Here is a 20,120-nt window from a genome sequence, read left to right on the forward strand (position 1 = left end):
CACCTGCGATCTCAAGCGCGCCAGCGTGATTTGACTGCCGGCCCCGCCTCCCGGAAAAGGAAACGGGGCCTCGCTACCCGGCAGACAAAAAACAAAATCTCCATGTGCTCCCCTCGTTCTTTTCTACGTCGCACTGTTCATTGCCCGTTCCTGTCTGGAGTTGCCTCGATGCCATCGCCCAAATCCCTGCCCTCTGCCCTGCTGGGCCTGGCCCTCGCCTGCCCGGCCATGGCCGAGGAACCCAAAGGCATGGAGCTGGGCCAGGTGCTGATTTCGGCCGAGGAACAGAGCGGCGCTGATGCCTCCGTCGCCGAGGCCCAAGCGCGTCTTGCGCAGGTGCCCGGTGCCGGCAATGTGGTCGACATGCGTCAGCCGTTGCAGGGCCGGGTGGCGAGCAATCAGGATGTGCTGGCGTATCAGCCCGGGGTCTACGCGCAGTCGGCGGGTAACGAAGGGGTGAAGATTTCGATCCGGGGTTCGGGGATCAACCGCGCACCGGGCGCCCACGCTTCGGGGTTGTACACGATGCTCGACGGCCTGCCGCTGACCGGCCCCGGCGGCACGCCCTACGAATTGCTCGAACCGCTGTGGCTCGACCATGTGGAAGTGCTGCGTGGCGCCAACGGTTTTGATCGCGGTGCGCTGGCCCTGGGCGGCGCTGTCGATTACGTCAGCCACACCGGTTACGACGCGCCGAAACTGCAAGTGCGCTACGCCACCGGCAGCCACGGCTACCAGCAGCGCCAGGTGAGTTCCGGGCAGGTGCTGGGCGACTTCGATTACTACGTGTCGCTGACCGATTCGAACGCCGACGGCTATCAGGATCACACCGCCAGCGAGAGCAAAGGCGTGATCGCCAACTTCGGTTATCGCTTCAATCCGAACCTGGAAACCCGCTTCTATATCCGCTATCGCGAGACCGACAACGACCTCGCCGGCCGCGTAACCAAACACTCGATCGAGCACGATCCCCGGGCGGCCAACCCGGCCTACGTGTCGCGCGATGACAGCCGCAAGCAGCCGGGCAGCACCTTCATCGGCAACAAGACCACCTACTACATCGACGACGATTCGAGCATCCAGACCGGTCTGGTCTATCACGACTATCCGATGGACCTGCGCGAAGGCCCGAACCGTCTGAAGGTGGCCTACACCGACGTCAGCGGCACGTTCGATTACAAGCGCCGCGACACCTTGTTCGGCATGGAAAGCCGCAGCACCGTGGGCCTGCGCACCACCAAACACCTGCCCAATGACGGCGCCAGTGAATTCGTGCGTATTCCCAGCGGCAACACCGCCGGTTATGCGCCGGGCACCCGCATGCGCAACTTCACTTATCAGGGGTCGGACACCGTTCTGCACGTCGGCAACGATCTGGAGATCGCCGACGACCTGTGGCTGACCACCGGCCTCGCCGCCATCTACACCCGCCGCGAAAGTGCCGTCACCTACCCGCAGGGCGGCGGCAAGACCAGCCTGGGCGACTGGGACTACGCGCCGCGTCTGGGCCTGCGCTATCAGGTCACACCGGACCTGCAACTGTTCGGCAACCTCAGCCGTTCGGTGGAAGCGCCGCACCCGTGGTCGCTGATCTACAGCTCGAACATCCGCTTCCCGGCCGGCAACGGCGCGGCAACCGGCACCCAGAGCGACCCGATCAAACTGCAGAACCAGACCGCGACCACCCTCGAACTCGGCGGTCGCGGCGACAGCGCACTCGGCCAGTGGAGCCTGGCGTGGTACTACGCCCAGGTGCGCCACGAGTTGCTGTCGGTATTGCCGGATGCCACCGCCGTCACTCCGTACGAACTCAACGCCAGCCCCACCGTGCACCAAGGTGTGGAAGCCAGCCTGCAAAGCACGCTGTGGTCAGCCGCCGACGGGCGCAAACTGAGCCTGCGCCAGGCCTACACCTTCAGCGACTTCCACTACCGCGACGACCAGCGTTTCGGCGACAACCGCCTGCCGGGCCTGCCGATGCACTACTACCAGGGCGAACTGCGCCACGACTGGCCGCAGGGCTTCTTCGCGGCGGTCAACACGCAACTGGTGTCCAAGGTCGCGGTGGATTACGCCAACAGCTACTACGCCGATCCCTACGCACTGTTCGGCGCCACCGTCGGCTACAACGCGCCGAAAAACGACTGGCAAACCTGGCTCGACCTGCGCAACCTGACCAACAAGCGCTACGCCGCTACCGTCACGCCGGGGTATGACGACAAAGGTCTGGATGCGGCGCGGTCTACGCCGGGTGAAGGGTTGGGGGTTTATGTCGGGGTGTCGTGGAGTCTGCTCTGACGGTTTGCATAATCGGCAACCCGCCGGGTTACTACTCCAACGCAGGCAAATGATGACGCAAAATATTCTCCAGCCCCGGCCGCGTATGTTTCTCCCAAGGGCAAACATCCTGCGCATCGCCTGTGTGCAGATACTCGCCGGCATCAAATGCCTGATAGATGTCAAAGGCAGGCTGGGGCATTTCTGCGTGCATCGACACATCAACGATGGAGTTGATAAGTGCATTCATCACTTCATCGCCAAACTCAAAATCACGCGTGTTTGACAGGAAATCTCTGGCTACGGCGATCGCGACTTGATTAAGCAGATCGGGACATTCGACCTGCAGCCGCTCACAAAAGGGTTGCAGATCGATGTTCAAACCTTCTTCAATCGCTTCCAGCATGACCAGATAAAGATCGGCTTCACTCAACGGCCTACTCATTTTTCCTGCTCTGTTCTTGATGACTCGCCCTCTCACTCATAAAACTTGCCGGCCAGCAAAATGCTCGCACAGCGCTGCCATACGTTGGCTGAAGCGACATCCGCCGCCACCTGCCTGGAACTGTCGATCGCCCAGGCACCTGCGGCCTCGAGAAACGCATCCACAGATCCATTTTCCCAACCCAAGGCGCCCCGCCCATAGGGTGACAGCGGTTCGTTCATCGTCCGCTCACGGGCGAAATCGGCACCCAGTGCCTGAATGAACGTAATGAACGATTGCTCGTCGTTCACGCGTTCCAGCAACTCATCAAGATCATCAGGCGCAGACATCGTGGCACTTTCCGTTTTGTGAATGGTTTGCCCGGGATGCTGCTATGCATCGACCAAAGGGTCAATCAGTCCGTCAAAACGGCCCCTGCGTCATCACCCGTGTCTCGATGATGCTGCGCAACGCCGCGACCCGCTTCTGATACAGCTCAGTCAAGCAAGCGACCTTGGCGCCACAGGCCTTGCGGCTTTTCAGAAAGGCATGTTGTTCGCCGATCAGCGCGTCGCGCCCGCCCATCGGCAGCAGGCGTTTGTCGAGGCTGAACAGCTCGCCCATGGTCACGTCCAGGTCGTTCAGCGTGCGGTTGGCGCAAACGGCTTTCTCGTCTGGCGTCCGCGCCTTGGCGCAGTCAAAACTGGCGGCGTAGGCCGAATCGGCGGCCAGCCACAAACCGGCGCCGACTAACGCGCCAATCACCGAAGAAATTTCTCGAACTCGTGTCATGTCGTCGTATCCAACGTTGTAAGCCAATGGAGGTATGAAAATGAAAAACACTGACGACCGCAAGCCTGCAACCCCTCACAACGCGCCACCGCTCGACGCTGCGGGCAAACCGGTGGATGTGGTTCGCCGCGATCTGCAGGACAGCGACGACGACACCAAAGCTGTAGACGAGGTGCTGACGCCGACCTCGATCCGTACCAAAGAACAGGAGGCCGAGGAGCTCAAGCGTAAGACCGATGCGATCGAACGCAAGGTTGCCGACGGCAACTGATCGCGGCTGAACCTCACCGTCGACGATATATGCCGGGCGTGTGGATTCTTTATCGCGAACGAATCCACACGGCTTGCCCTGCCTCGCGCGACGCCGCACTGGTTGAAATATCCCCCCCGAATCAAGTCCTTGCATTCACCCCGTCACCGCTTTTGGTACAACGCCAATACGCCGTCCACGACCGTTCGGCGCTTTTTCTGGCAAGGTCGCAAATTCGCATCTAGGGTTGCATCGCTGGCGATATGCCAGCTAACCCGCGAGCGTTAAATCGGCGCTCGCCCGTAGCGGCACTGGAAAAGAAATCAGGGATGGTTTTTGTGCTTGCGGTTCTCCTGCGCTCTTGCCGAGCGCGCTACTGATCCCTGCGTTTCGTTGTGTTCTATCAAGGACAGAAAGATGAACAACGTATCGGTCAATTCTTTGCATCTGCCACTCCGGCAGGCCACACGCGACGCCCCCGAAGTCCCGCCCGACGGATTCGGCTGAGAACGCTGGCGCCGGCCCGGGCGTATTGACGCCTGCACTGCGCGCACTGAAACCCGCACTCGATCAGATCCCGACGGATCAGGTAACCCGCTCGTGGAGAACAGCGCCTGCCGCTGCTCTTGCAGGTCGCGGCTGCCTGGCTGTCAGGTACGGCGCCCCTTTTTCGCGAGGGGCGGTTTTGCAGCACCGATGAGGAAACCTCGCTATGTCCCGTTCAACGGCCAGCATCCCGCCTTACGGGGTCGCCATTCAAAGTGCGATCAAGCAAGGCGACGTGCAACACATGAAAACGCTGTTGCAACAACGCGACACCAGCAAGCCTGAAGCGCAAGACCTGAAAGACGCGTACGAAAAACTGGCCAGGGAAGTTTCCAGGCACGAAAAGTCCTGAAGCCATCAATCACATTGCAATGGAGGCAAACAACATGTCCGGTTCTACTGAAAATGTCGGCCTGTTCCCGGTGAGCTATCGCATCGGCACCGGCGCACCCGGCGCGCAATCGCTTACCCTGAACTTGCTGGTCTCGACACCCGATACGAAAGTCAACGGCACCGCCGCGATCACCCAGGCGACCAATCCGCCACTCGACGAGCATTCCGACGTCTGGGGCGAGTACACCTACCTCACCGTGATGTCCCCCGGCGTCAGCAAAATCCTCGTGACCGCCCAAGGCAATCACGGCGGCCCAGGCGCCAACTCGATCATCAATTTCGATGTGCGTCTGGTGGTGGGTACTGACTGGCGCGAAGGTGTCGCCAACTATCGCTACTTCGATGGGCAACGCTGGCATGAGGTCAACAACGCCCCGGCGCATCTGGTGGAGTCGATACCCTCACCGTTCAATCCCGGCCCGGTAGTCAACCCGCACCCACCGATCCTGCCGCTGTATGCCGCGCCGATCCAGAGCGCCATTGCCAGCGGTGATCTGGCACAGATGAAGAACCTGGCCCGACTCGCCGAACAGCAACTGGAGCAACTGCCGAAATTGCGCGACGCACTGGACACCGCGAAGAAAGAGGTCAGCCGGCTGCAGAGCCACTGAGTCAGGCCACTTGATCCGCCATTCACTTAGGGAGTAGCACCATGTCGATTGGACTTTTTCACACCCGCCTCAGCATCAGCAATGCACTGCCCGGCGCACCGGTTCTGAACCTTGATCTGCTGGTCGATACCGTACACAAACGTGTCAGCGGGATTGCCAGCGTGTTTCAGGCCACCTGGCCGACGGTCAATTTCCGGACTCAGGTCTGGGGCAGTTTTTCCGAAACCAAACTGACTGCAAACGTCGAAAACCACATCATCCTCACCCTTGACGGCGGTCCGAGCGGCCCGCTCAGCCAGATCGCGCAGACCTTCCACCTCCGAGGCATTCTGGGCGGCGACTGGGCCAGCGGTTTTGTCGATTATCGCTATGAAGAACAGGGCCAGTGGCACGAAGTGAAGCACGTCGCGGTGCATCAGGCACCCAGCGAGCAACCGCACCCCACGCCGCATCCGCAGCCACTGTACGCCGTGGCCGTGCAGCAGGCGCAGACCGGCGGCAATCTGGCGCAACTCAAAACCGTGGTGCAACAAGCCGAGCAGCAAGTGGCGCACGAGGGCGCCTTGCGCAGTGCCCTTGAGCATCTGAAAGCGGAAATCGCGCATCTGGAAACGCGCTAACCGACAGACCCCGGGCGCGATTGCAAAGGATCTCGCCCGGGGCTTGTTCAACTGCGGTCAATCCCTTCGAAGCGCGCACCGGATTGTGCGCAAGGATTTCCCATGTCAGACGTGCGCCCTGCCCGTTATCTCAGCGACACCGATCTCAAACGCTACGTGCCGGTGCATGTGGTCTGGGAGATCACCCTGGCCTGCGACTTGAAATGCCTGCATTGCGGCTCCCGCGCAGGGCATCGCCGGCCTGACGAACTCAACACCCGCGAATGCCTGGACGTCATCGATTCGCTGGCCGCGCTTGGCACCCGCGAGATCACCCTGATCGGCGGCGAAGCCTATCTGCGCAAGGACTGGACACAACTGATCAAGGCCATTCACGACCACGGCATGTACTGCGCGATCCAGACCGGCGGGCGCAACCTGACCCCGGCGAAGATGCAGGCGGCGGTCGATGCCGGGCTCGACGGCGTGGGCATTTCCCTCGATGGCCTCGCGCCGCTGCATGACGCGGTGCGCAACGTCCCCGGCTCGTTCGACAAAGCCGTGGACACCTTGCGCCGGGCCAAGGCTGCGGGGCTGGCGGTGAGCGTCAACACCCAGATCGGCGCGGCCACCCTGCCCGACTTGCCGGCGCTGATGGACACCATCATCGAACTCGGCGCCACCCACTGGCAGATCCAGATCACCGTCGCCATGGGCAACGCGGTGGACCATCCGGAACTGCTGCTGCAACCCTATCAACTGCTGGACGTGATGCCGCTGCTCGCGCGGCTGTACCGCGAAGGCATAGACCGTGGCCTGCTGATGAACGTCGGCAACAACATCGGCTATTACGGCCCGTATGAACATTTATGGCGCGGCTTCGGCGACGAGCGCGTGCACTGGACCGGTTGCGCCGCCGGCCAGACCGTTCTGGCGCTGGAGGCCGACGGCACGGTCAAGGGCTGCCCGTCATTGGCGACCGTCGGGTTCTCCGGCGGCAACGTGCGCAACATGAGCCTGCACGACATCTGGCACTACAGCGAAGGCATGCATTTCGGCCGCCTGCGCTCGGTGGATGACATGTGGGGTTACTGCCGGGGCTGCTACTACAACGATGTCTGCCGGGGCGGTTGCACCTGGACTTCGCACTCGCTGCTCGGCAAACCCGGCAACAACCCTTACTGCCATTACCGCACCCTGGAGTTGCACAAGCGCGGGCTGCGCGAGCGCATCGTCAAGGTCGAGGACGCGGCGCAGAAATCGTTTGCGGTCGGCCGTTTCGATCTGATCACCGAACGCATCGACACCGGCGAAAAAGTCAGCAGCGTCGGTGACAGCGGTCAGGTAATCAAACTGGCGTGGATCAATCAGGGCCAGCAATCACCGGAACAAGGCCGGATCGCCCCGCAACTAAGCCTGTGCCGCAGCTGCTTGCAGTACATCTATCCGCACGAGGTGATCTGTCCGCACTGCGACGCCGATGTCGCCGCCGCCGAAGCCGAGCACCAGAGCGATCGGGCGCGACAACAGGCGATCATGAACACGCTGACCGGGCTGCTGGGCATCGCGCCCAGTCACTTGAGCTGAGTGCAAGGGCTCGGCGCCAGTCCTGAAATGGAAATTTCTCTTCTCTGTCCCGGGTTTTCGTGCCCGGGACAGCCTTCCCTCTGCCCGTAAAGCCCCGGGTTTACTGGGCTTGGCCGTTCTGCTTCAGCAATTTGTATTCACATCCCAGCTTAATAATATTTTACCGATACCCCCCTCCTGCCTAGTCTGACCGCAAGCAAAACGGACCAGCCTGAAGCGATCCGAATCCACTTGCCTTGCCAGGAAGGATGTAGAAATGACCACTGAAATAATAAAAACAGACACGCTTGTCGTGGGGGCCGGACAGGCAGGTGTGGCGATGAGCGAGCACCTGAGCAAACTCGGTGTGCCGCACCTGGTGCTGGAGCGCAGCCGCATCGCCGAACGCTGGCGCACCGGGCGCTGGGACTCGTTGGTAGCCAACGGTCCGGCGTGGCACGACCGCTTTCCAGGGCTGGAATTCGATGATGTCGACCCCGATGGTTTCGCCCCCAAGGAGCGTGTGGCGGACTACTTCGAAGCCTACGCGAAGAAATTCAACGCGCCGATCCGCACCGGCGTCGAAGTCAAAAGCGTGGTGCGCAATGTCGGGCGTCCGGGCTTTACCGTCGAGACCTCCGAAGGGGTGATCGAAGCCAGCCGCGTGGTCGCGGCGACCGGGCCGTTCCAGCGTCCGGTGATCCCGCCGATTGCGCCGCAAGACCCGCGCCTGCTGCAGATCCACTCCGCTGACTATCGCAATCCGCAGCAACTGCCCGCAGGCGCGGTGCTGGTGGTGGGTGCCGGTTCGTCCGGCGTACAGATCGCCGATGAACTGCAGCGCTCCGGCAAGCAGGTTTACCTTTCGGTCGGCGCTCACGACCGTCCGCCGCGCGCCTATCGCAACCGCGATTTCTGCTGGTGGCTGGGGGTGCTCGGCGAATGGGATCAGGCGGCGATGAAACCCGGCCGCGAGCACGTGACCATCGCGGTCAGCGGCGCGCATGGCGGGCGCACCATCGATTTTCGCGGTCTGGCCCATCGCGGCATGACCCTGGTTGGCGTGACCGAGTCGTTCAACAACGGCGTGGTGACCTTCAAGCAGGACCTGGTGGACAACCTCAAACGTGGCGATGACAACTACCTCGCCTTGCTGGATGCCGCCGACGCCTACATCGAGCGCAACGGTCTGGATCTGCCCGAAGAGCCCGAGGCGCGCGAAACCTACCCGGATCCGGAGTGCGTGAAAAATCCGCTGGTCGATCTGGATCTGGCCGAAGCCGGCATCACTTCCATCATCTGGGCCACCGGGTTCGCCGTGGATTATTCCTGGCTGCAGGTCGCAGCGTTTGACGACAAGGGCAAACCGCAGCACCAGCGCGGCGTGTCCAGCGAGCCGGGGGTGTATTTCCTCGGGCTGCCATGGCAGTCGCGGCGCGGTTCCTCGTTCATCTGGGGCGTGTGGCATGACGCCAAGCACGTGGCCGATCACATCGCCACCCAGCGTAAATACCTCGATTACAAGGATGCCGAGCAGCGTGAAGCGGCCCTGCATTCGAACGCCAACACCAAAGCCGCCGACACCGTCGACGCTTGATTGCCCACTTTCGCGGCGGCGCCCGGTGCGCCGCTCAATACCCAGTCTGGAGCTGTACATGAGCAAGCCAACCCACACCCGCATCCGTATGTTCAACACCAAGGACACCTACCCGAACCAGACCCTGGACAACGACCTGTGCCAGGCCGTGCGCGCCGGCAACACCGTGTATGTCCGTGGTCAGGTCGGCACCGATTTCGACGGCAATCTGGTGGGCCTCGGTGATCCGCGTGCGCAGGCCGAACAGGCCATGCGTAACGTCAAGCAACTGCTCGAAGAGGCCGGCAGCGACATGAGCCACATCGTCAAGACCACCACCTACCTGATCGACCCGCGCTACCGCGAGCCGGTGTATCAGGAAGTCGGCAAGTGGCTCAAAGGCGTGTTCCCGATTTCCACCGGGCTGGTGGTGTCGGCACTGGGGCAGCCGCAGTGGCTGATGGAGATTGATGTGGTGGCGGTGATTCCCGAGTAAGTCGGCAGACCGAGTCGCGGCCTTCGTTGGCAAGCCAGCTCCCACAGGTATTTGAGGTGCCTTCAAAGTTTTGTGATCAACCCAATTACTGTGGGAGCTGGCTTGCCAGCGATGAGGCCCGCAAGGACAACAAATTTCTGGACCGGAGTTAGACCATGACCTTTTCAATCGCAGCCCGTTGCCCCGAAACCGGCCAGTTCGGTGTCGCCATCAGTTCCTCCAGCATCGCCGTCGGCGCACGTTGCCCGTGGCTGTTGCCGGGGGTTGGTGCGGTGTCGAGCCAGAACATCACCCTGCCCTCCCTCGGCCCGGAAGTCCTCGCGCTGATGGAGCAAGGCCACGCGCCCGACGCGGCGCTGGACCAGGTGCTGACCCGCAACGGCTACAGCCAGTACCGGCAGATCACCGCAATCAACCACCTCGGCCAGACCGCACATTTCAGCGGTGCCCAAACCCTCGGCGTACACAACGCGGTCTGCGGCGAACAATGCGTGGCGGCCGGCAACATGCTCGCCGGGCGTGCGGTGATCGAGGCGATGGTCAGCGCCTTTGAAGACGGCGAAGGCCAATTGGCCGATCGCCTGCTCAAGGCCTTGCACGCCGCCCAGGCCCTGGGTGGCGAGGCTGGTCCCGTGCATTCGGCAGCCGTCGTCGTGGTCGGCGAGCAGACCTGGCCGATCGTCAATTTGCGGGTCGACTGGGCGGACGCAGACCCGATCGGCCAGTTGCAAAAACTCTGGGACGCTTATCAGCCACAACTGCAGGACTACATCGACCGCGCTCTCGACCCGGCCAAGGCGCCGGGTTATGGCGTTGCCGGAGACGATCGATGAGCAACAGCGTCGCGTTGCTCAAGACGCTGGTGGGCTTCGACACCACCAGCCGTGAATCCAACCTGCAGTTGATCGAGTTCGTGCACGACTATCTCGCCGAATTCGATGTGTCGTGCGAGTTGATCTACAACGCCGAGCGCAGCAAAGCCAACCTGTTCGCGAGCATTGGCCCGGCGGAGCAACCGGGCATCGTGCTTTCGGGGCACACCGATGTGGTGCCGGTCGACGGCCAACCGTGGACGGTGGCGCCATTCGAACTCAGCGAGCACGATGGCAAGCTGTTCGGGCGTGGCACGGCGGACATGAAGGGCTACATCGCCTGCGTGCTGGCCTTGGTGCCGGCGCTGATCGCTGCAGAGCTGCGCATGCCGGTGCACATCGCCCTGTCTTACGACGAAGAAGTCGGCTGCCTCGGGGTCCGCTCGCTGCTCGCCGAGCTGGAGCAGCGTCCGGTCAAACCGCTGCTGTGCATTATCGGTGAACCCACCGAACTGAAACCGGTGCTCGGCCACAAAGGCAAACTGGCGATGCGCTGCGACGTGCACGGGCATCCGTGCCATTCGGCCTACGCACCGCTGGGGGTCAACGCCATCGAGTACGCCGCCGAGCTGATCGGCGAACTGAGGCGCATCGGCCAGCAACTGAAGGCGCCCGAGCATCACGACGCGCGCTTCGACCCGCCCTACAGCACGGTGCAGACCGGGGTGATCAGCGGCGGCAAAGCGCTGAACATCGTGCCCGCCGATTGCCGCTTCGACTTCGAAATCCGCGCCCTGCCCTCGCAGGATCCAACCCAGGTCGCACAACAGTTGCAAGCTTACGCCGAGCAGCAAGTGCTGCCGCGCATGCGGGCAGTGAGCGAGCACAGCGCCATTCGTTTCAGTGAACTGTCGGCTTATCCCGGCCTGGCCACCGATGCGCAGAGTCAGGCAGCCGAGCTGATCGCGGCGTTCTGCGGCTCACAGGAATTCGGCACCGTGGCGTTCGGCACCGAGGGCGGGCTGTTCGATGCGGCGGGTATTCCCACGGTGGTCTGCGGTCCCGGCAGCATGGACCAGGGGCACAAGCCCGATGAGTTCGTCAGTCGTGCGCAACTCGATGCCTGCGATGCGATGCTGCAACGGATGCTGACTTTTATCCGCGCTTGAAACACGGCTCGACGCACGTTCAGGCGTACAGTCGAGCCAACTCCTCCCGGCAATGATCGACGAACAACTGCACCGGTTTGGTCAGTTGCACCCGGCGCAGCCAGGCTGCCGACGAACCCGAGCCGGTCACGGTTTCTGCCAGCGGCACGCACACCACTTTCTGCCCGTCGTAGGTGTACTCGCCAAACGGTCGGGTCACCAGAATCGAAAAGCCGAAACCGCGCCCGACCATGCCGCGCACCATCTCGATCGACGGTGAGCTGAAGACGATGTGCGGGGTCAGCCCGCGCTCCTCGAAAATGCTCACGAAGTAGGTACGGCTGGGCACCACGTCGAGCAGGATCATCGGTTCCAGCACCAGATCGTGCAGCGAGACTTTCGCCTGTTGCGCAAAGCGGTGGTCGGCCGGCAGCAAGGCGTAAGGCTGCTGGGGCGGCATCAGCGGCGTGGTGTCGATGGTGGTGTCGAGGTCGTGCTCGAACAGCATTGCCACATCGATGCTGCCGGCGGTCAGTGCCTGCACCAGTTCCTGCTGTTCGCCGTCGCGAATGCGGATTTCCACCCCCGGCCAGCGCTCCTTGAAACCGGCGATCAGGCGCGGCAGGTACAACGGCGCGACCGTTTCGAAACAGCCGATATCGATCTGCCCCGAGACCACGTCGTTGTCCGCCAGCGCGTTCTGCTCGAACTCATGGGCCACCCGCAGCAACTCCAGCGCCTTGCGATAGAAGCGCGAGCCACTGGGCGTCAGCGAAACGCCCTGGGCGTGATGGCGGATGAACAGCTGCACGCCAAAGCTTTCTTCCAGATGCTTGATCGCGGTCGATACCGACGGCTGGGCGATGTAGAGCTTGCGCGAAGCTTCGGCGACGCTGCCGCAATCGGCGGTGGTGACGAAGTATTTGAGCTGGCGCAGGTTGTAGGCGGCCATGGAAAACCTCTGCAAGTGAGACAACGCTTTTGTGTTGAGGAGACTTATCTGTGGTCAGGGCAATTGTCTGTGGTTAGAGGGTTCTGTGGTGAGGGGATTTATCCCCGATGGGCTGCACAGCGGCCCTGTTTCCAAGGTCAAAAGAGGGGCCGCTTCGCGCCCCATCGGGGATAAATCCCCTCACCACAGACTGGGTAAATCCAGAAAAGAGTGAAGCCTGAACATACCGGAGCTACGCATTACACGCGGCATATATTTTTTAAGGTCTGAAGCAACAAACTTACTAATTTATCTATCCCGGGCCTTTGCACATGATCGCTTCAACAAGAAATGCGCCGTCCGTGTCGGCGCTTACCGAAGTACGTCCACGTACTCATCCTTGCCTTGGAGTTCGTCATGTCCACCTCTGCAACAACGTCCGCCCCGCTCATTGAAAAACACACGATAGGATACGTGCCCCCCGAAGATCGCCACGGAAAGGTCAGGGATCTGTTCACGCTGTGGTTCGGCGGCAACATCGCGCCGTTGCCCATCGTCACCGGCGCGCTGGGCGTGCAGTTGTTCCACCTGAATCTGGTCTGGGGCATTGTCGCGATTCTGGTTGGTCACCTGGTCGGCGGCGTGCTGATGGCGCTGCATTCAGCGCAAGGCCCGCAGATGGGCATTCCGCAGATGATCCAGAGCCGCGCGCAGTTCGGTTCGCTCGGCGCGCTGCTGGTGGTGCTGATTGCCGGGGTCATGTACATCGGCTTCTTCGCCTCCAATATCGTGCTGGCCGGCAAGTCGCTGCATGGCGTGGTCGACAGCGTCCCGGTGCCGGTCGGCATCGTCATTGGTGCCCTCGGTTCGGGGATCATCGGCATCATCGGTTACCGCTTCATCCACGTGCTCAACCGCATCGGCACCTGGGTGCTGGGGATCGGCATCGTCGTCGGTTTCGGCTACATCTTCACCCATATTCAAACCGATGACTTCCTCACCCGCGGCAGCTTCAACCTCTCCGGCTGGCTCGCCACCGTGTCGCTGGCCGCGCTGTGGCAGATCGCATTTGCGCCGTACGTGTCCGACTATTCGCGTTATCTGCCGGCGGACGTGAAAGTCTCGTCGACGTTCTGGACCACGTATCTGGGTTCGGCGCTGGGCTCGAGTCTGGCGTTCATCTTCGGTGCCGTCGCCGTGCTGGCGACCCCCGTGGGCATGGACACCATGGACGCGGTCAAACTCGCCACCGGCTCGATTGGCCCACTGATGCTGGTGCTGTTCCTGCTCAGCGTGATCAGCCATAACGCCCTCAACCTGTATGGCGCGGTGCTGTCGCTGATCACGTTGGTGCAGACCTTCGCCTACCGCTGGATCCCGACTGCCAAAAGCCGTGCGGTGATTTCGATCATCGTGCTGCTGGCCTGCTGTTTTGCTGCGGTCGGCGCGTCCAAGGACTTCATCGGCCACTTCGTCGACATGGTGCTGGTGTTGCTGGTGGTGTTGGTGCCATGGACGGCGATCAACCTGATCGACTTCTATGCCATCCACAAGGGCCAGTACGACATCCAGTCGATCTTCCAGGTCGACGGCGGCATCTACGGCCGCTACAACCCGCAGGCGCTGCTGGCCTATGCGATCGGCATCGGGGTGCAGATCCCGTTCATGAACACGCCGCTGTACGTCGGCCCGGTGTCGGCACACATCAACGGCGCGGATCTGTCGTGGCTGGTGGGGCTGTTGGTGACTTCGCCGTTGTACTTCTGGCTGGCCAATCGTGACAGCGCTTATCGGCGGCGGATGATGGGCGGGAAACTGGTGGGCAGTCTCTGAGATTGACTCAATGTAAACACAAGGCCCGCCACTGTGCGGGCCTTGTGCATTGCAGTGTGGTATTTCTTGTGGCTGGACAGTCAGCCACAACACAGGGGATCCCATGCTGCGAATACTGGGCAAAGCGTCATCGATCAACGTGCGCAAAGTGCTGTGGACCTGCGCCGAACTGCAGATCCCGTTCGAGCGTGAGGATTGGGGCTCGGGCTTCAAACCCACCGACACGGCGGAGTTTCTCGCACTCAATCCCTGCGCCATGGTGCCGGTGATTCAGGACGGCAATTTCACCCTGTAGGAATCGAACACGATCATTCGTTATCTGGCAGGCGTCTATGGCGGCGCAGACCTCTACCCCGCGGAGCCGCGAACTCGCGCGCGGGTTGATCAGTGGATCGACTGGCAGGCGTCGGAGCTGAACCGGTCGTGGTCGTATGCGTTCATGTCGCTGGTGCGCCAGTCACCGGATCATCAAGACAGCGCCGCGTTGGCCAACGGCGTCGAGCAATGGTCGAAGACCATGGGCATCCTTGATCAGCAATTGCAGAAAACCGACGCATACGTCAGTGGCGAAGCGTTTTCGCTGGCAGATATTCCTATCGGGCTGTCGGTCAATCGCTGGTTCGAAACACCGCTCGCGCATCCGGACTATACCGCCGTCAGGGCGTATTACGAGCGTTTGAGCCAACGCGAAGGCTTTCGCCTGCACGGCCGAAACGGTACGCCATAACGAAAAAAACCTCTGGTTCCGGATAACGGAACCAGAGGTTTTTCATTGACCTGAACGGCAGATCAGGCAGGCACGCCCAGAATGATGTGCGAAGCCTTGATCACCGCCGTGGCGCTGACGCCTTTGGCCAGACCCAACTCGGCAACGGCATCACGGGTAACGATCGAATAAACCTTCGAACCGCCCGCCAGCTCGATCACCACTTCCGCATTGACCGCACCGTCGGTGACGCTCAGCACTTTGCCTTCCAGGCAGTTGCGCGCCGACAGGCGAATGTCGCTGGATTCGGTCATCAGCATCACCCACGGTGCCTTGACCAGCGCAACGGCTTCCTTGCCAACCGCAATGCCGAGGGTCTTGAGGCTTTCCATGGTCACGACAGCAACCAGTTGCTCGCCCCCGGCCAGGGTCAGAACCACTTCGGCGTTGACCGCACCGGCCTGAACCTGGCTGACTTGGCCTTTGAATACGTTGCGTGCGCTGACTTTCATGATGACGTCCTGTTTTTTGACTTTGGAGTTAAGAAACGGCGCATATCATCAAAGTTGACGCTGTATAAAAACAACTACAGCGCTGCGCTCTGTTGTCACGCCTGCACGTACACCCAAGCATTGACCCCTGACGTTAGCACCACGCTGACCCGTTTGTAGTCCGCCACTTCGTATTCATCGGCCGCTGCCAGTTCCTGTGCGGTGATGTGAAATACCGTGCCGCCAACTTCGTCCGCCGGATTGTCGCTGACCTGCACGATCGGGTGATGGGTTTTGCCGCTGGTGGCGAGCACCGCAGGATCGGTGATCTCGACCATTTGCTGCTTATAGCCCGGCAAGCTGTCGGTTTGACCTTGCAGCTCGCGGCCGAAATTCGACAGTTGAACCGCGCGGTCCTGCAAAGTGCCGTAAGAGAAAAGCAGCACGGTTTTTTCGCTTGAATCAGTCATGGGTGGTCCTTGATCAAATCAACAGATCTTCATAAAACGCACCGAACGGCCGCTGCGGGTGGGCGATCTGGATTTCGAGAATCCACACCCCGGGATTCGGTGCCTGCTCGAAATCACCGAGATTGCCGCCGCGATGGATCGCGTGAGGGAAATCGCTGACGCGGTGGCCCTTGATGTCGAGATTGAGTTTCCAGCCCATGGCTTCAGCCTGATCGCTGGCATAGCGGTACAGTTCGACACCGCTCACGCCTTGGCGCCATAGCGCCTCGACCCGCTTGAACAGCTCCTTGGACGCCGCCGCGCAGGCGATCATTTCCGGATCGGAGCCAGTGGTGAAGGTTTCGCCGGCATCGCCTTCGTGCCCCTGCCAGACCACGCCCATGTCGATGAAGAAAATGTCGTTTTCACCCAGCACCGGATCGCCTTCGGAGCGTTGCTTGAAGGTCTTCAGGGTGTTGGCGCCAAAGCGGATCAGCAGCGGATGCCAGATGCGGTCCATGCCCAGTTCGGCGAGGATCTGCTTGCCTTGCTCCTGGGCCTCGGATTCACGCATGCCCGGCTTGACCACCTTGGCGATGGCGTCGACGGCTTTCCAGGTCAGGTCCTGCGCATGGCGCATCGTTTCCAGCACAAACCGCTCACCGACTGCTTCTTTTCCGCTCAGGGCTGCACTCATTTCCTTGTTCCTCATGGCTACGCTGTATAGTTTTTTATATTGCGAAACGCCGATCAAGATACAGCCATGACACAACGTGTCAATTACTCTTCTGCACGCACCACGCCGCGCTCCTCCAGCAAACGCACGAACATGCTCAAGCTGCGCGACACCGTGCCCCGGCGCCACACCAGCCACGTGGTCAGATAACGAAAATCCGCCGCCAGCGGCCACACGCTCACGGTTGCGCTGCCGGGCATACTCTGCAGCATCTTGCGTGGCATCAGCGCCAGCCCGGCACCGGCGCTGACGCAGGCGAGCATGCCGTGGTAGGACTCCATCTCGAAAATCTTGCCCGGCACCGCAGCGTCGGTGCTGAACCATTTTTCGAAGTGATGACGATAGGAGCAGTTGGAGCGGAACGCATAGATGTTCTCGCCGTTCACATCCGCCGCGCGCTGCACCGCGGCGTGATTGAGTGGCGCGATGATGACCATCTCTTCCTCGAACGCCGGCACGCCTTCCAGCGCCGGGTGCAGCACCGGGCCATCGACGAAGGCCGCCGCCAGACGCCCGGCGAGCACGCCGTCGATCATCGTCCCGGACGGGCCGGTGGACAGGTCCAGATCAACTTTGGGGTGTAACTGGTTGTACGCCGCGAGCAGTTCGGGAATGCGCACTGCTGCGGTGCTTTCCAGCGAGCCGAGGGGGAATGCGCCCTGCGGCTCTTCGCCAGCGACGGTGGCCCGCGCCTCCTGCACCAGGTCGAGAATGCGCCGCGCGTATTCCAGAAAACTCCAGCCGGCGGGCGACAGGCGCAAACGGCTTTTCTCGCGAATGAACAGGTCGACGCCCAGATCCTGCTCCAGTTGCTTGATCCGCGTGGTCAGGTTCGACGGCACGCGATGAATCTGCGCCGCTGCGGCGCTGATGCTGCCGTGCTCGGCCACGGCCTTGAAGATTTCCAGCTGCACCAGATCCACAGTCATTCTCCAATCGTGAAAGAAACGATCTTTATTATTCAGTTTCCAGAAAACAAACGCCACCCTACTCTAGGCCCATCCACTGAACACGCAGGACGACGCCATGAGCCAGATTTCCAGCCAGACCCACGCCATCTCGATCAACCCCGCCACCGGCGAGCAGGTCGGTCACTACGCCTTTGAATCGGCACAAGCCCTCGACGCTGCGCTGACCCGCGCCGCGTTCGGTTTCTCGAAGTGGAAACGCAAGCCGCTGCAGGATCGCTCCCGTGCCCTGACCGCCCTCGCCGGCGCTCTGCGCGACAGCGCCGAAGCCATGGCGACCATGATCACCCTGGAGATGGGCAAGCCGATCGCCCAGGCCCGTGGCGAAATCGAAAAATGCGCCAAGCTCTGCGAGTGGTACGCCGAAAACGGTCCGGCCATGCTCAGCGCCGAACCGACCCAGGTCGAAGGTGGCAAGGCGCGCATCGAGTACCGACCACTCGGGCCGATCCTCGCGGTGATGCCGTGGAACTTCCCGATCTGGCAAGTGCTGCGCGGCGCGGTTCCGGCGCTGATTGCCGGCAACACCTACGTGCTCAAGCATGCGCCGAACGTAATGGGCAGCGCCTACCTGCTGCGCGACGCCTTCAAGAACGCCGGTTTCGCCGACGGCGTGTTTGAAGTGATCAACGTCACCCCCGAAGGTGTTTCGACCGCCATCGCCGACCCGCGTATCGCTGCCGTCACCCTGACCGGCAGCGTCCGCGCCGGCATGGCCATCGGTGCTCAGGCCGGTGCCGCGCTGAAAAAATGCGTGCTGGAGCTGGGCGGTTCCGACCCGTTCATCGTGCTCAATGATGCGGATCTGGATGAGGCCGTGCAGGCTGCCGTCATCGGTCGCTACCAGAACTCCGGTCAGGTTTGCGCAGCAGCCAAGCGTCTGATCATCGAAGAAGGCGTGGTCGAGGAATTCACCCGCAAATTCGTTGAGGCCACCCGCAAGCTGAAGGTCGGCGACCCGTTGTCCGCTGACACTTACATCGGCCCGATGGCGCGTTTCGACCTGCGTGACGAACTCGACCAGCAAGTGCGCGATACCCTTGAAGAAGGCGCGACCCTGCTGCTGGGCGGTGGCAAAGCCCAAGGTCCGGGCAACTACTACGAACCGACCGTGCTGGCGGACGTCACCGACCGCATGACCTCGTTTAAACAGGAACTGTTCGGCCCGGTCGCCTCGATCATCACCGCCCGCGATTGCGCCCACGCCATTGCCCTGGCCAACGACAGCGAGTTCGGCCTGACCGCGACGATCTACACCGCCAACGTGCAACTGGCGCAGCAACTGACCAGCGAACTGGAAACCGGTGGTGTGTTCATCAATGGCTATTCGGCCAGTGACCCGCGCGTGACCTTCGGTGGCGTGAAGAAAAGCGGTTTCGGCCGTGAACTGTCGCACTTTGGCGTGCGCGAGTTCTGCAACGCACAGACGGTGTGGCTGGATCGTCGCTGACAGACAAAACCGGGCCAGGCCCGGTTTTTTTTTACGTGTGCCCCTGCTCGGAGTCGAGTCTGAGTGCTTGCTGTACCGCGCCATCCACACTCAGCCCACTGAGGATCACACCGTTGGCCGTTACTTCGGGCAGTTGCGCCAGCACATTCATTGCTTCGTGCTTGAGCCGGGCCAATATCAGCCGCTGGCCTTCCAGGTGCACACGCAGAAAGAACGCCTGCAGGGCCTCGATGCTGGTGCCGTCCAGATCCGGTGTTTCCTCAAGACTCAGGATCACCGTGTGCACCGGCACGTCGCAATGACGCACCAGGCGCAATGCCGCGCCGAGAATCCGCTCGACGTTGGCAAAGAACAACGCTTCACCGGGCCGTACGATTAACACGCCCGGTTCAGTGACCGCCGTCGGATGACGCTGCAGATCGACAAAATCATGCCCGCCGTCGATCCGCCCGAGCACCTGTATATCCGCCGCCGACATCTGTTTGAGCATCAGCAGCACACTGATCGCCACCGATACCAGCAACCCGTCCAGAATGCCCAGCAACAACACCGCCGCAACCGCGCACAATACCAACACCCGATCACGGCGCCAGACAAAGTAACGTCCCAGCGGCTGCAGGCTCAAACCCCGCGCCAGCGCGTGCATGACGATCGCCGCCAGCACCGGCTCCGGCGTCAGCGCTATCCACGGCAGTACCGTCAACACGATCACCAACACCACCAGCGCTGCCACCCCGCCGGCCCAGCGTGACGTTGCCCCCGCTGCCTCGTTCGCCGATGTCGCGGAATATCCGGCCCCGGCCGGCATGCCATGAAACAGCCCGGACAACAGATTGGAAGCACCGAGCGCCAGGAGATCACGGCTGGAGGTCACGCGGTCGCCATGTTTGAGGGCGTAGGAACTGATCGATCCGTAAGACTCGGCGTACAGAATCATCACCAGCGCGAAGCCCACCTCCCCCAGCCGCAGCCAATCGGCGAACGGCAACACCGGCAGGCTCGGCAGTTCCAGGCTCAGGTCGATCAAACCGATCAGCTTCACACCATGGGCCGGCAGGTTCAGCCA

The 20,120-nt window shown here is 61.7% G+C and carries 21 protein-coding genes and 1 pseudogene; 13 read left to right on the plus strand and 9 right to left on the minus strand.

The annotated features are described in order from the left end of the window. The first annotated feature begins 168 nt into the window (after nt 1–168). Complete coding sequence (locus DBR18_RS15740; protein ID WP_108590998.1) at nt 169–2,298, plus strand: TonB-dependent receptor domain-containing protein; 2,130 nt, start codon at nt 169–171, stop codon at nt 2,296–2,298. Between the two features lie 31 nt (nt 2,299–2,329). On the opposite strand, the gene DBR18_RS15745 is transcribed toward DBR18_RS15740, so the two are convergent. From DBR18_RS15745 to DBR18_RS15755, 3 genes are all read right to left on the minus strand, one after another. Next, nucleotides 2,330–2,710 (minus strand): hypothetical protein, encoded by a 381-nt coding sequence (locus DBR18_RS15745; RefSeq protein WP_256588727.1) that lies wholly within the window; start codon nt 2,708–2,710, stop codon nt 2,330–2,332. A gap of 44 nt (nt 2,711–2,754) precedes the next feature. Then, on the minus strand, nt 2,755–3,051 hold the full coding sequence (locus DBR18_RS15750; RefSeq protein ID WP_108591000.1) for a hypothetical protein: 297 nt from the start codon (nt 3,049–3,051) through the stop codon (nt 2,755–2,757). A 73-nt stretch (nt 3,052–3,124) separates the two neighbouring features. Beyond that, on the minus strand, nt 3,125–3,493 hold the full coding sequence (locus DBR18_RS15755; RefSeq protein ID WP_108591001.1) for a lysozyme inhibitor LprI family protein: 369 nt from the start codon (nt 3,491–3,493) through the stop codon (nt 3,125–3,127). A gap of 40 nt (nt 3,494–3,533) precedes the next feature. Here DBR18_RS15755 and DBR18_RS15760 point away from each other — a divergent pair, with 40 nt between their 5' ends. The 9 genes from DBR18_RS15760 (at nt 3,534) to argE (ending at nt 11,511) form a co-directional block, all read left to right on the plus strand. Beyond that, complete coding sequence (locus DBR18_RS15760) at nt 3,534–3,764, plus strand: hypothetical protein (RefSeq protein ID WP_027613005.1); 231 nt, start codon at nt 3,534–3,536, stop codon at nt 3,762–3,764. A 691-nt stretch (nt 3,765–4,455) separates the two neighbouring features. Beyond that, entirely contained in the window at nt 4,456–4,641 is a 186-nt protein-coding gene (locus DBR18_RS15765; protein WP_007969208.1) for a DUF1843 domain-containing protein, read from the plus strand. Between the two features lie 34 nt (nt 4,642–4,675). Beyond that, nucleotides 4,676–5,293: a DUF1842 domain-containing protein gene (locus DBR18_RS15770; RefSeq protein ID WP_108591002.1), complete on the plus strand. Its 618-nt coding sequence runs from the start codon at nt 4,676–4,678 to the stop codon at nt 5,291–5,293. Nucleotides 5,294–5,334: 41 nt separating this feature from the next. Next, nucleotides 5,335–5,913, plus strand: coding sequence for a DUF1842 domain-containing protein (locus DBR18_RS15775; RefSeq protein ID WP_108591003.1), 579 nt, complete (start codon nt 5,335–5,337; stop codon nt 5,911–5,913). 102 nt (nt 5,914–6,015) lie between these two features. Continuing rightward, entirely contained in the window at nt 6,016–7,479 is a 1,464-nt protein-coding gene (locus tag DBR18_RS15780) for a GDL motif peptide-associated radical SAM/SPASM maturase (protein WP_108591004.1), read from the plus strand. Between the two features lie 256 nt (nt 7,480–7,735). Next, the gene (locus tag DBR18_RS15785) at nt 7,736–9,055 is read left to right on the plus strand and encodes an NAD(P)/FAD-dependent oxidoreductase (RefSeq protein ID WP_108591005.1); all 1,320 of its coding nucleotides are present in this window, start codon (nt 7,736–7,738) and stop codon (nt 9,053–9,055) included. A 58-nt stretch (nt 9,056–9,113) separates the two neighbouring features. After that, nucleotides 9,114–9,530 (plus strand): RidA family protein, encoded by a 417-nt coding sequence (locus DBR18_RS15790; RefSeq protein WP_003225869.1) that lies wholly within the window; start codon nt 9,114–9,116, stop codon nt 9,528–9,530. Nucleotides 9,531–9,685: 155 nt separating this feature from the next. Next, nucleotides 9,686–10,363 (plus strand): DUF1028 domain-containing protein, encoded by a 678-nt coding sequence (locus tag DBR18_RS15795; protein WP_095136460.1) that lies wholly within the window; start codon nt 9,686–9,688, stop codon nt 10,361–10,363. Beyond that, on the plus strand, nt 10,360–11,511 hold the full coding sequence (gene argE, locus DBR18_RS15800) for an acetylornithine deacetylase (RefSeq protein WP_108591006.1): 1,152 nt from the start codon (nt 10,360–10,362) through the stop codon (nt 11,509–11,511). Before DBR18_RS15795 ends, argE begins: the two co-directional genes overlap by 4 nt. A gap of 19 nt (nt 11,512–11,530) precedes the next feature. Here the strand turns inward: argE and DBR18_RS15805 are convergent, their stop codons facing one another. Further along, complete coding sequence (locus tag DBR18_RS15805) at nt 11,531–12,442, minus strand: LysR family transcriptional regulator (RefSeq protein ID WP_108591007.1); 912 nt, start codon at nt 12,440–12,442, stop codon at nt 11,531–11,533. 396 nt (nt 12,443–12,838) lie between these two features. On the opposite strand from DBR18_RS15805, the gene DBR18_RS15810 reads away from it, so the two are divergent. Together DBR18_RS15810 and DBR18_RS15815 are read left to right on the plus strand one after the other, a co-directional pair. After that, the gene (locus DBR18_RS15810) at nt 12,839–14,254 is read left to right on the plus strand and encodes a cytosine permease (RefSeq protein WP_108591008.1); all 1,416 of its coding nucleotides are present in this window, start codon (nt 12,839–12,841) and stop codon (nt 14,252–14,254) included. Nucleotides 14,255–14,357: 103 nt separating this feature from the next. Continuing rightward, nucleotides 14,358–14,981, plus strand: a pseudogene (locus DBR18_RS15815) (glutathione S-transferase family protein). 62 nt (nt 14,982–15,043) lie between these two features. Here DBR18_RS15815 and DBR18_RS15820 read toward each other — a convergent pair. The 4 genes from DBR18_RS15820 to DBR18_RS15835 all read right to left on the minus strand — a co-directional run bounded on the left by DBR18_RS15820 (nt 15,044) and on the right by DBR18_RS15835 (nt 17,559). Continuing rightward, nucleotides 15,044–15,472: a molybdopterin-binding protein gene (locus DBR18_RS15820; RefSeq protein WP_108591009.1), complete on the minus strand. Its 429-nt coding sequence runs from the start codon at nt 15,470–15,472 to the stop codon at nt 15,044–15,046. Nucleotides 15,473–15,567: 95 nt separating this feature from the next. Then, nucleotides 15,568–15,921, minus strand: coding sequence for a gamma-glutamylcyclotransferase family protein (locus tag DBR18_RS15825; protein ID WP_108591010.1), 354 nt, complete (start codon nt 15,919–15,921; stop codon nt 15,568–15,570). Between the two features lie 13 nt (nt 15,922–15,934). After that, nucleotides 15,935–16,597, minus strand: coding sequence for a M24 family metallopeptidase (locus DBR18_RS15830; RefSeq protein ID WP_108591011.1), 663 nt, complete (start codon nt 16,595–16,597; stop codon nt 15,935–15,937). An 83-nt stretch (nt 16,598–16,680) separates the two neighbouring features. Further along, nucleotides 16,681–17,559 carry a LysR family transcriptional regulator gene (locus DBR18_RS15835; RefSeq protein ID WP_108591019.1) on the minus strand — a complete coding sequence of 293 codons (879 nt, stop codon included), beginning with the start codon at nt 17,557–17,559 and terminating at the stop codon, nt 16,681–16,683. A 103-nt stretch (nt 17,560–17,662) separates the two neighbouring features. Between DBR18_RS15835 and DBR18_RS15840 the strand changes: the two genes are divergently transcribed. Continuing rightward, a complete protein-coding gene (locus tag DBR18_RS15840; RefSeq protein ID WP_108591012.1) occupies nt 17,663–19,054 on the plus strand; it encodes an aldehyde dehydrogenase family protein in 1,392 nt (463 codons plus the stop codon). A gap of 31 nt (nt 19,055–19,085) precedes the next feature. On the opposite strand, the gene DBR18_RS15845 is transcribed toward DBR18_RS15840, so the two are convergent. Further along, on the minus strand, nt 19,086–20,120 hold a 1,035-nt coding region (locus DBR18_RS15845), incomplete at its 5' end, for a SulP family inorganic anion transporter (RefSeq protein WP_256588728.1).

The sequence above is a fragment of the Pseudomonas sp. HMWF021 genome (assembly GCF_003061005.1).
GTDB lineage: Bacteria > Pseudomonadota > Gammaproteobacteria > Pseudomonadales > Pseudomonadaceae > Aquipseudomonas.

Bases quoted from the DNA above. Each gene is read 5' to 3' on its own strand.
- DBR18_RS15740 (WP_108590998.1), top strand. From the start codon at position 169: ATGCCATCGCCCAAATCCCTGCCCTCTGCCCTGCTGGGCCTGGCCCTC.
- DBR18_RS15750 (WP_108591000.1), bottom strand. From the start codon at position 3,051: ATGTCTGCGCCTGATGATCTTGATGAGTTGCTGGAACGCGTGAACGAC.
- DBR18_RS15755 (WP_108591001.1), bottom strand. From the start codon at position 3,493: ATGACACGAGTTCGAGAAATTTCTTCGGTGATTGGCGCGTTAGTCGGC.
- DBR18_RS15760 (WP_027613005.1), top strand. From the start codon at position 3,534: ATGAAAAACACTGACGACCGCAAGCCTGCAACCCCTCACAACGCGCCA.
- DBR18_RS15765 (WP_007969208.1), top strand. From the start codon at position 4,456: ATGTCCCGTTCAACGGCCAGCATCCCGCCTTACGGGGTCGCCATTCAA.
- DBR18_RS15770 (WP_108591002.1), top strand. From the start codon at position 4,676: ATGTCCGGTTCTACTGAAAATGTCGGCCTGTTCCCGGTGAGCTATCGC.
- DBR18_RS15775 (WP_108591003.1), top strand. From the start codon at position 5,335: ATGTCGATTGGACTTTTTCACACCCGCCTCAGCATCAGCAATGCACTG.
- DBR18_RS15780 (WP_108591004.1), top strand. From the start codon at position 6,016: ATGTCAGACGTGCGCCCTGCCCGTTATCTCAGCGACACCGATCTCAAA.
- DBR18_RS15785 (WP_108591005.1), top strand. From the start codon at position 7,736: ATGACCACTGAAATAATAAAAACAGACACGCTTGTCGTGGGGGCCGGA.
- DBR18_RS15790 (WP_003225869.1), top strand. From the start codon at position 9,114: ATGAGCAAGCCAACCCACACCCGCATCCGTATGTTCAACACCAAGGAC.
- DBR18_RS15795 (WP_095136460.1), top strand. From the start codon at position 9,686: ATGACCTTTTCAATCGCAGCCCGTTGCCCCGAAACCGGCCAGTTCGGT.
- argE (WP_108591006.1), top strand. From the start codon at position 10,360: ATGAGCAACAGCGTCGCGTTGCTCAAGACGCTGGTGGGCTTCGACACC.
- DBR18_RS15805 (WP_108591007.1), bottom strand. From the start codon at position 12,442: ATGGCCGCCTACAACCTGCGCCAGCTCAAATACTTCGTCACCACCGCC.
- DBR18_RS15810 (WP_108591008.1), top strand. From the start codon at position 12,839: ATGTCCACCTCTGCAACAACGTCCGCCCCGCTCATTGAAAAACACACG.
- DBR18_RS15820 (WP_108591009.1), bottom strand. From the start codon at position 15,472: ATGAAAGTCAGCGCACGCAACGTATTCAAAGGCCAAGTCAGCCAGGTT.
- DBR18_RS15825 (WP_108591010.1), bottom strand. From the start codon at position 15,921: ATGACTGATTCAAGCGAAAAAACCGTGCTGCTTTTCTCTTACGGCACT.
- DBR18_RS15830 (WP_108591011.1), bottom strand. From the start codon at position 16,597: ATGAGTGCAGCCCTGAGCGGAAAAGAAGCAGTCGGTGAGCGGTTTGTG.
- DBR18_RS15840 (WP_108591012.1), top strand. From the start codon at position 17,663: ATGAGCCAGATTTCCAGCCAGACCCACGCCATCTCGATCAACCCCGCC.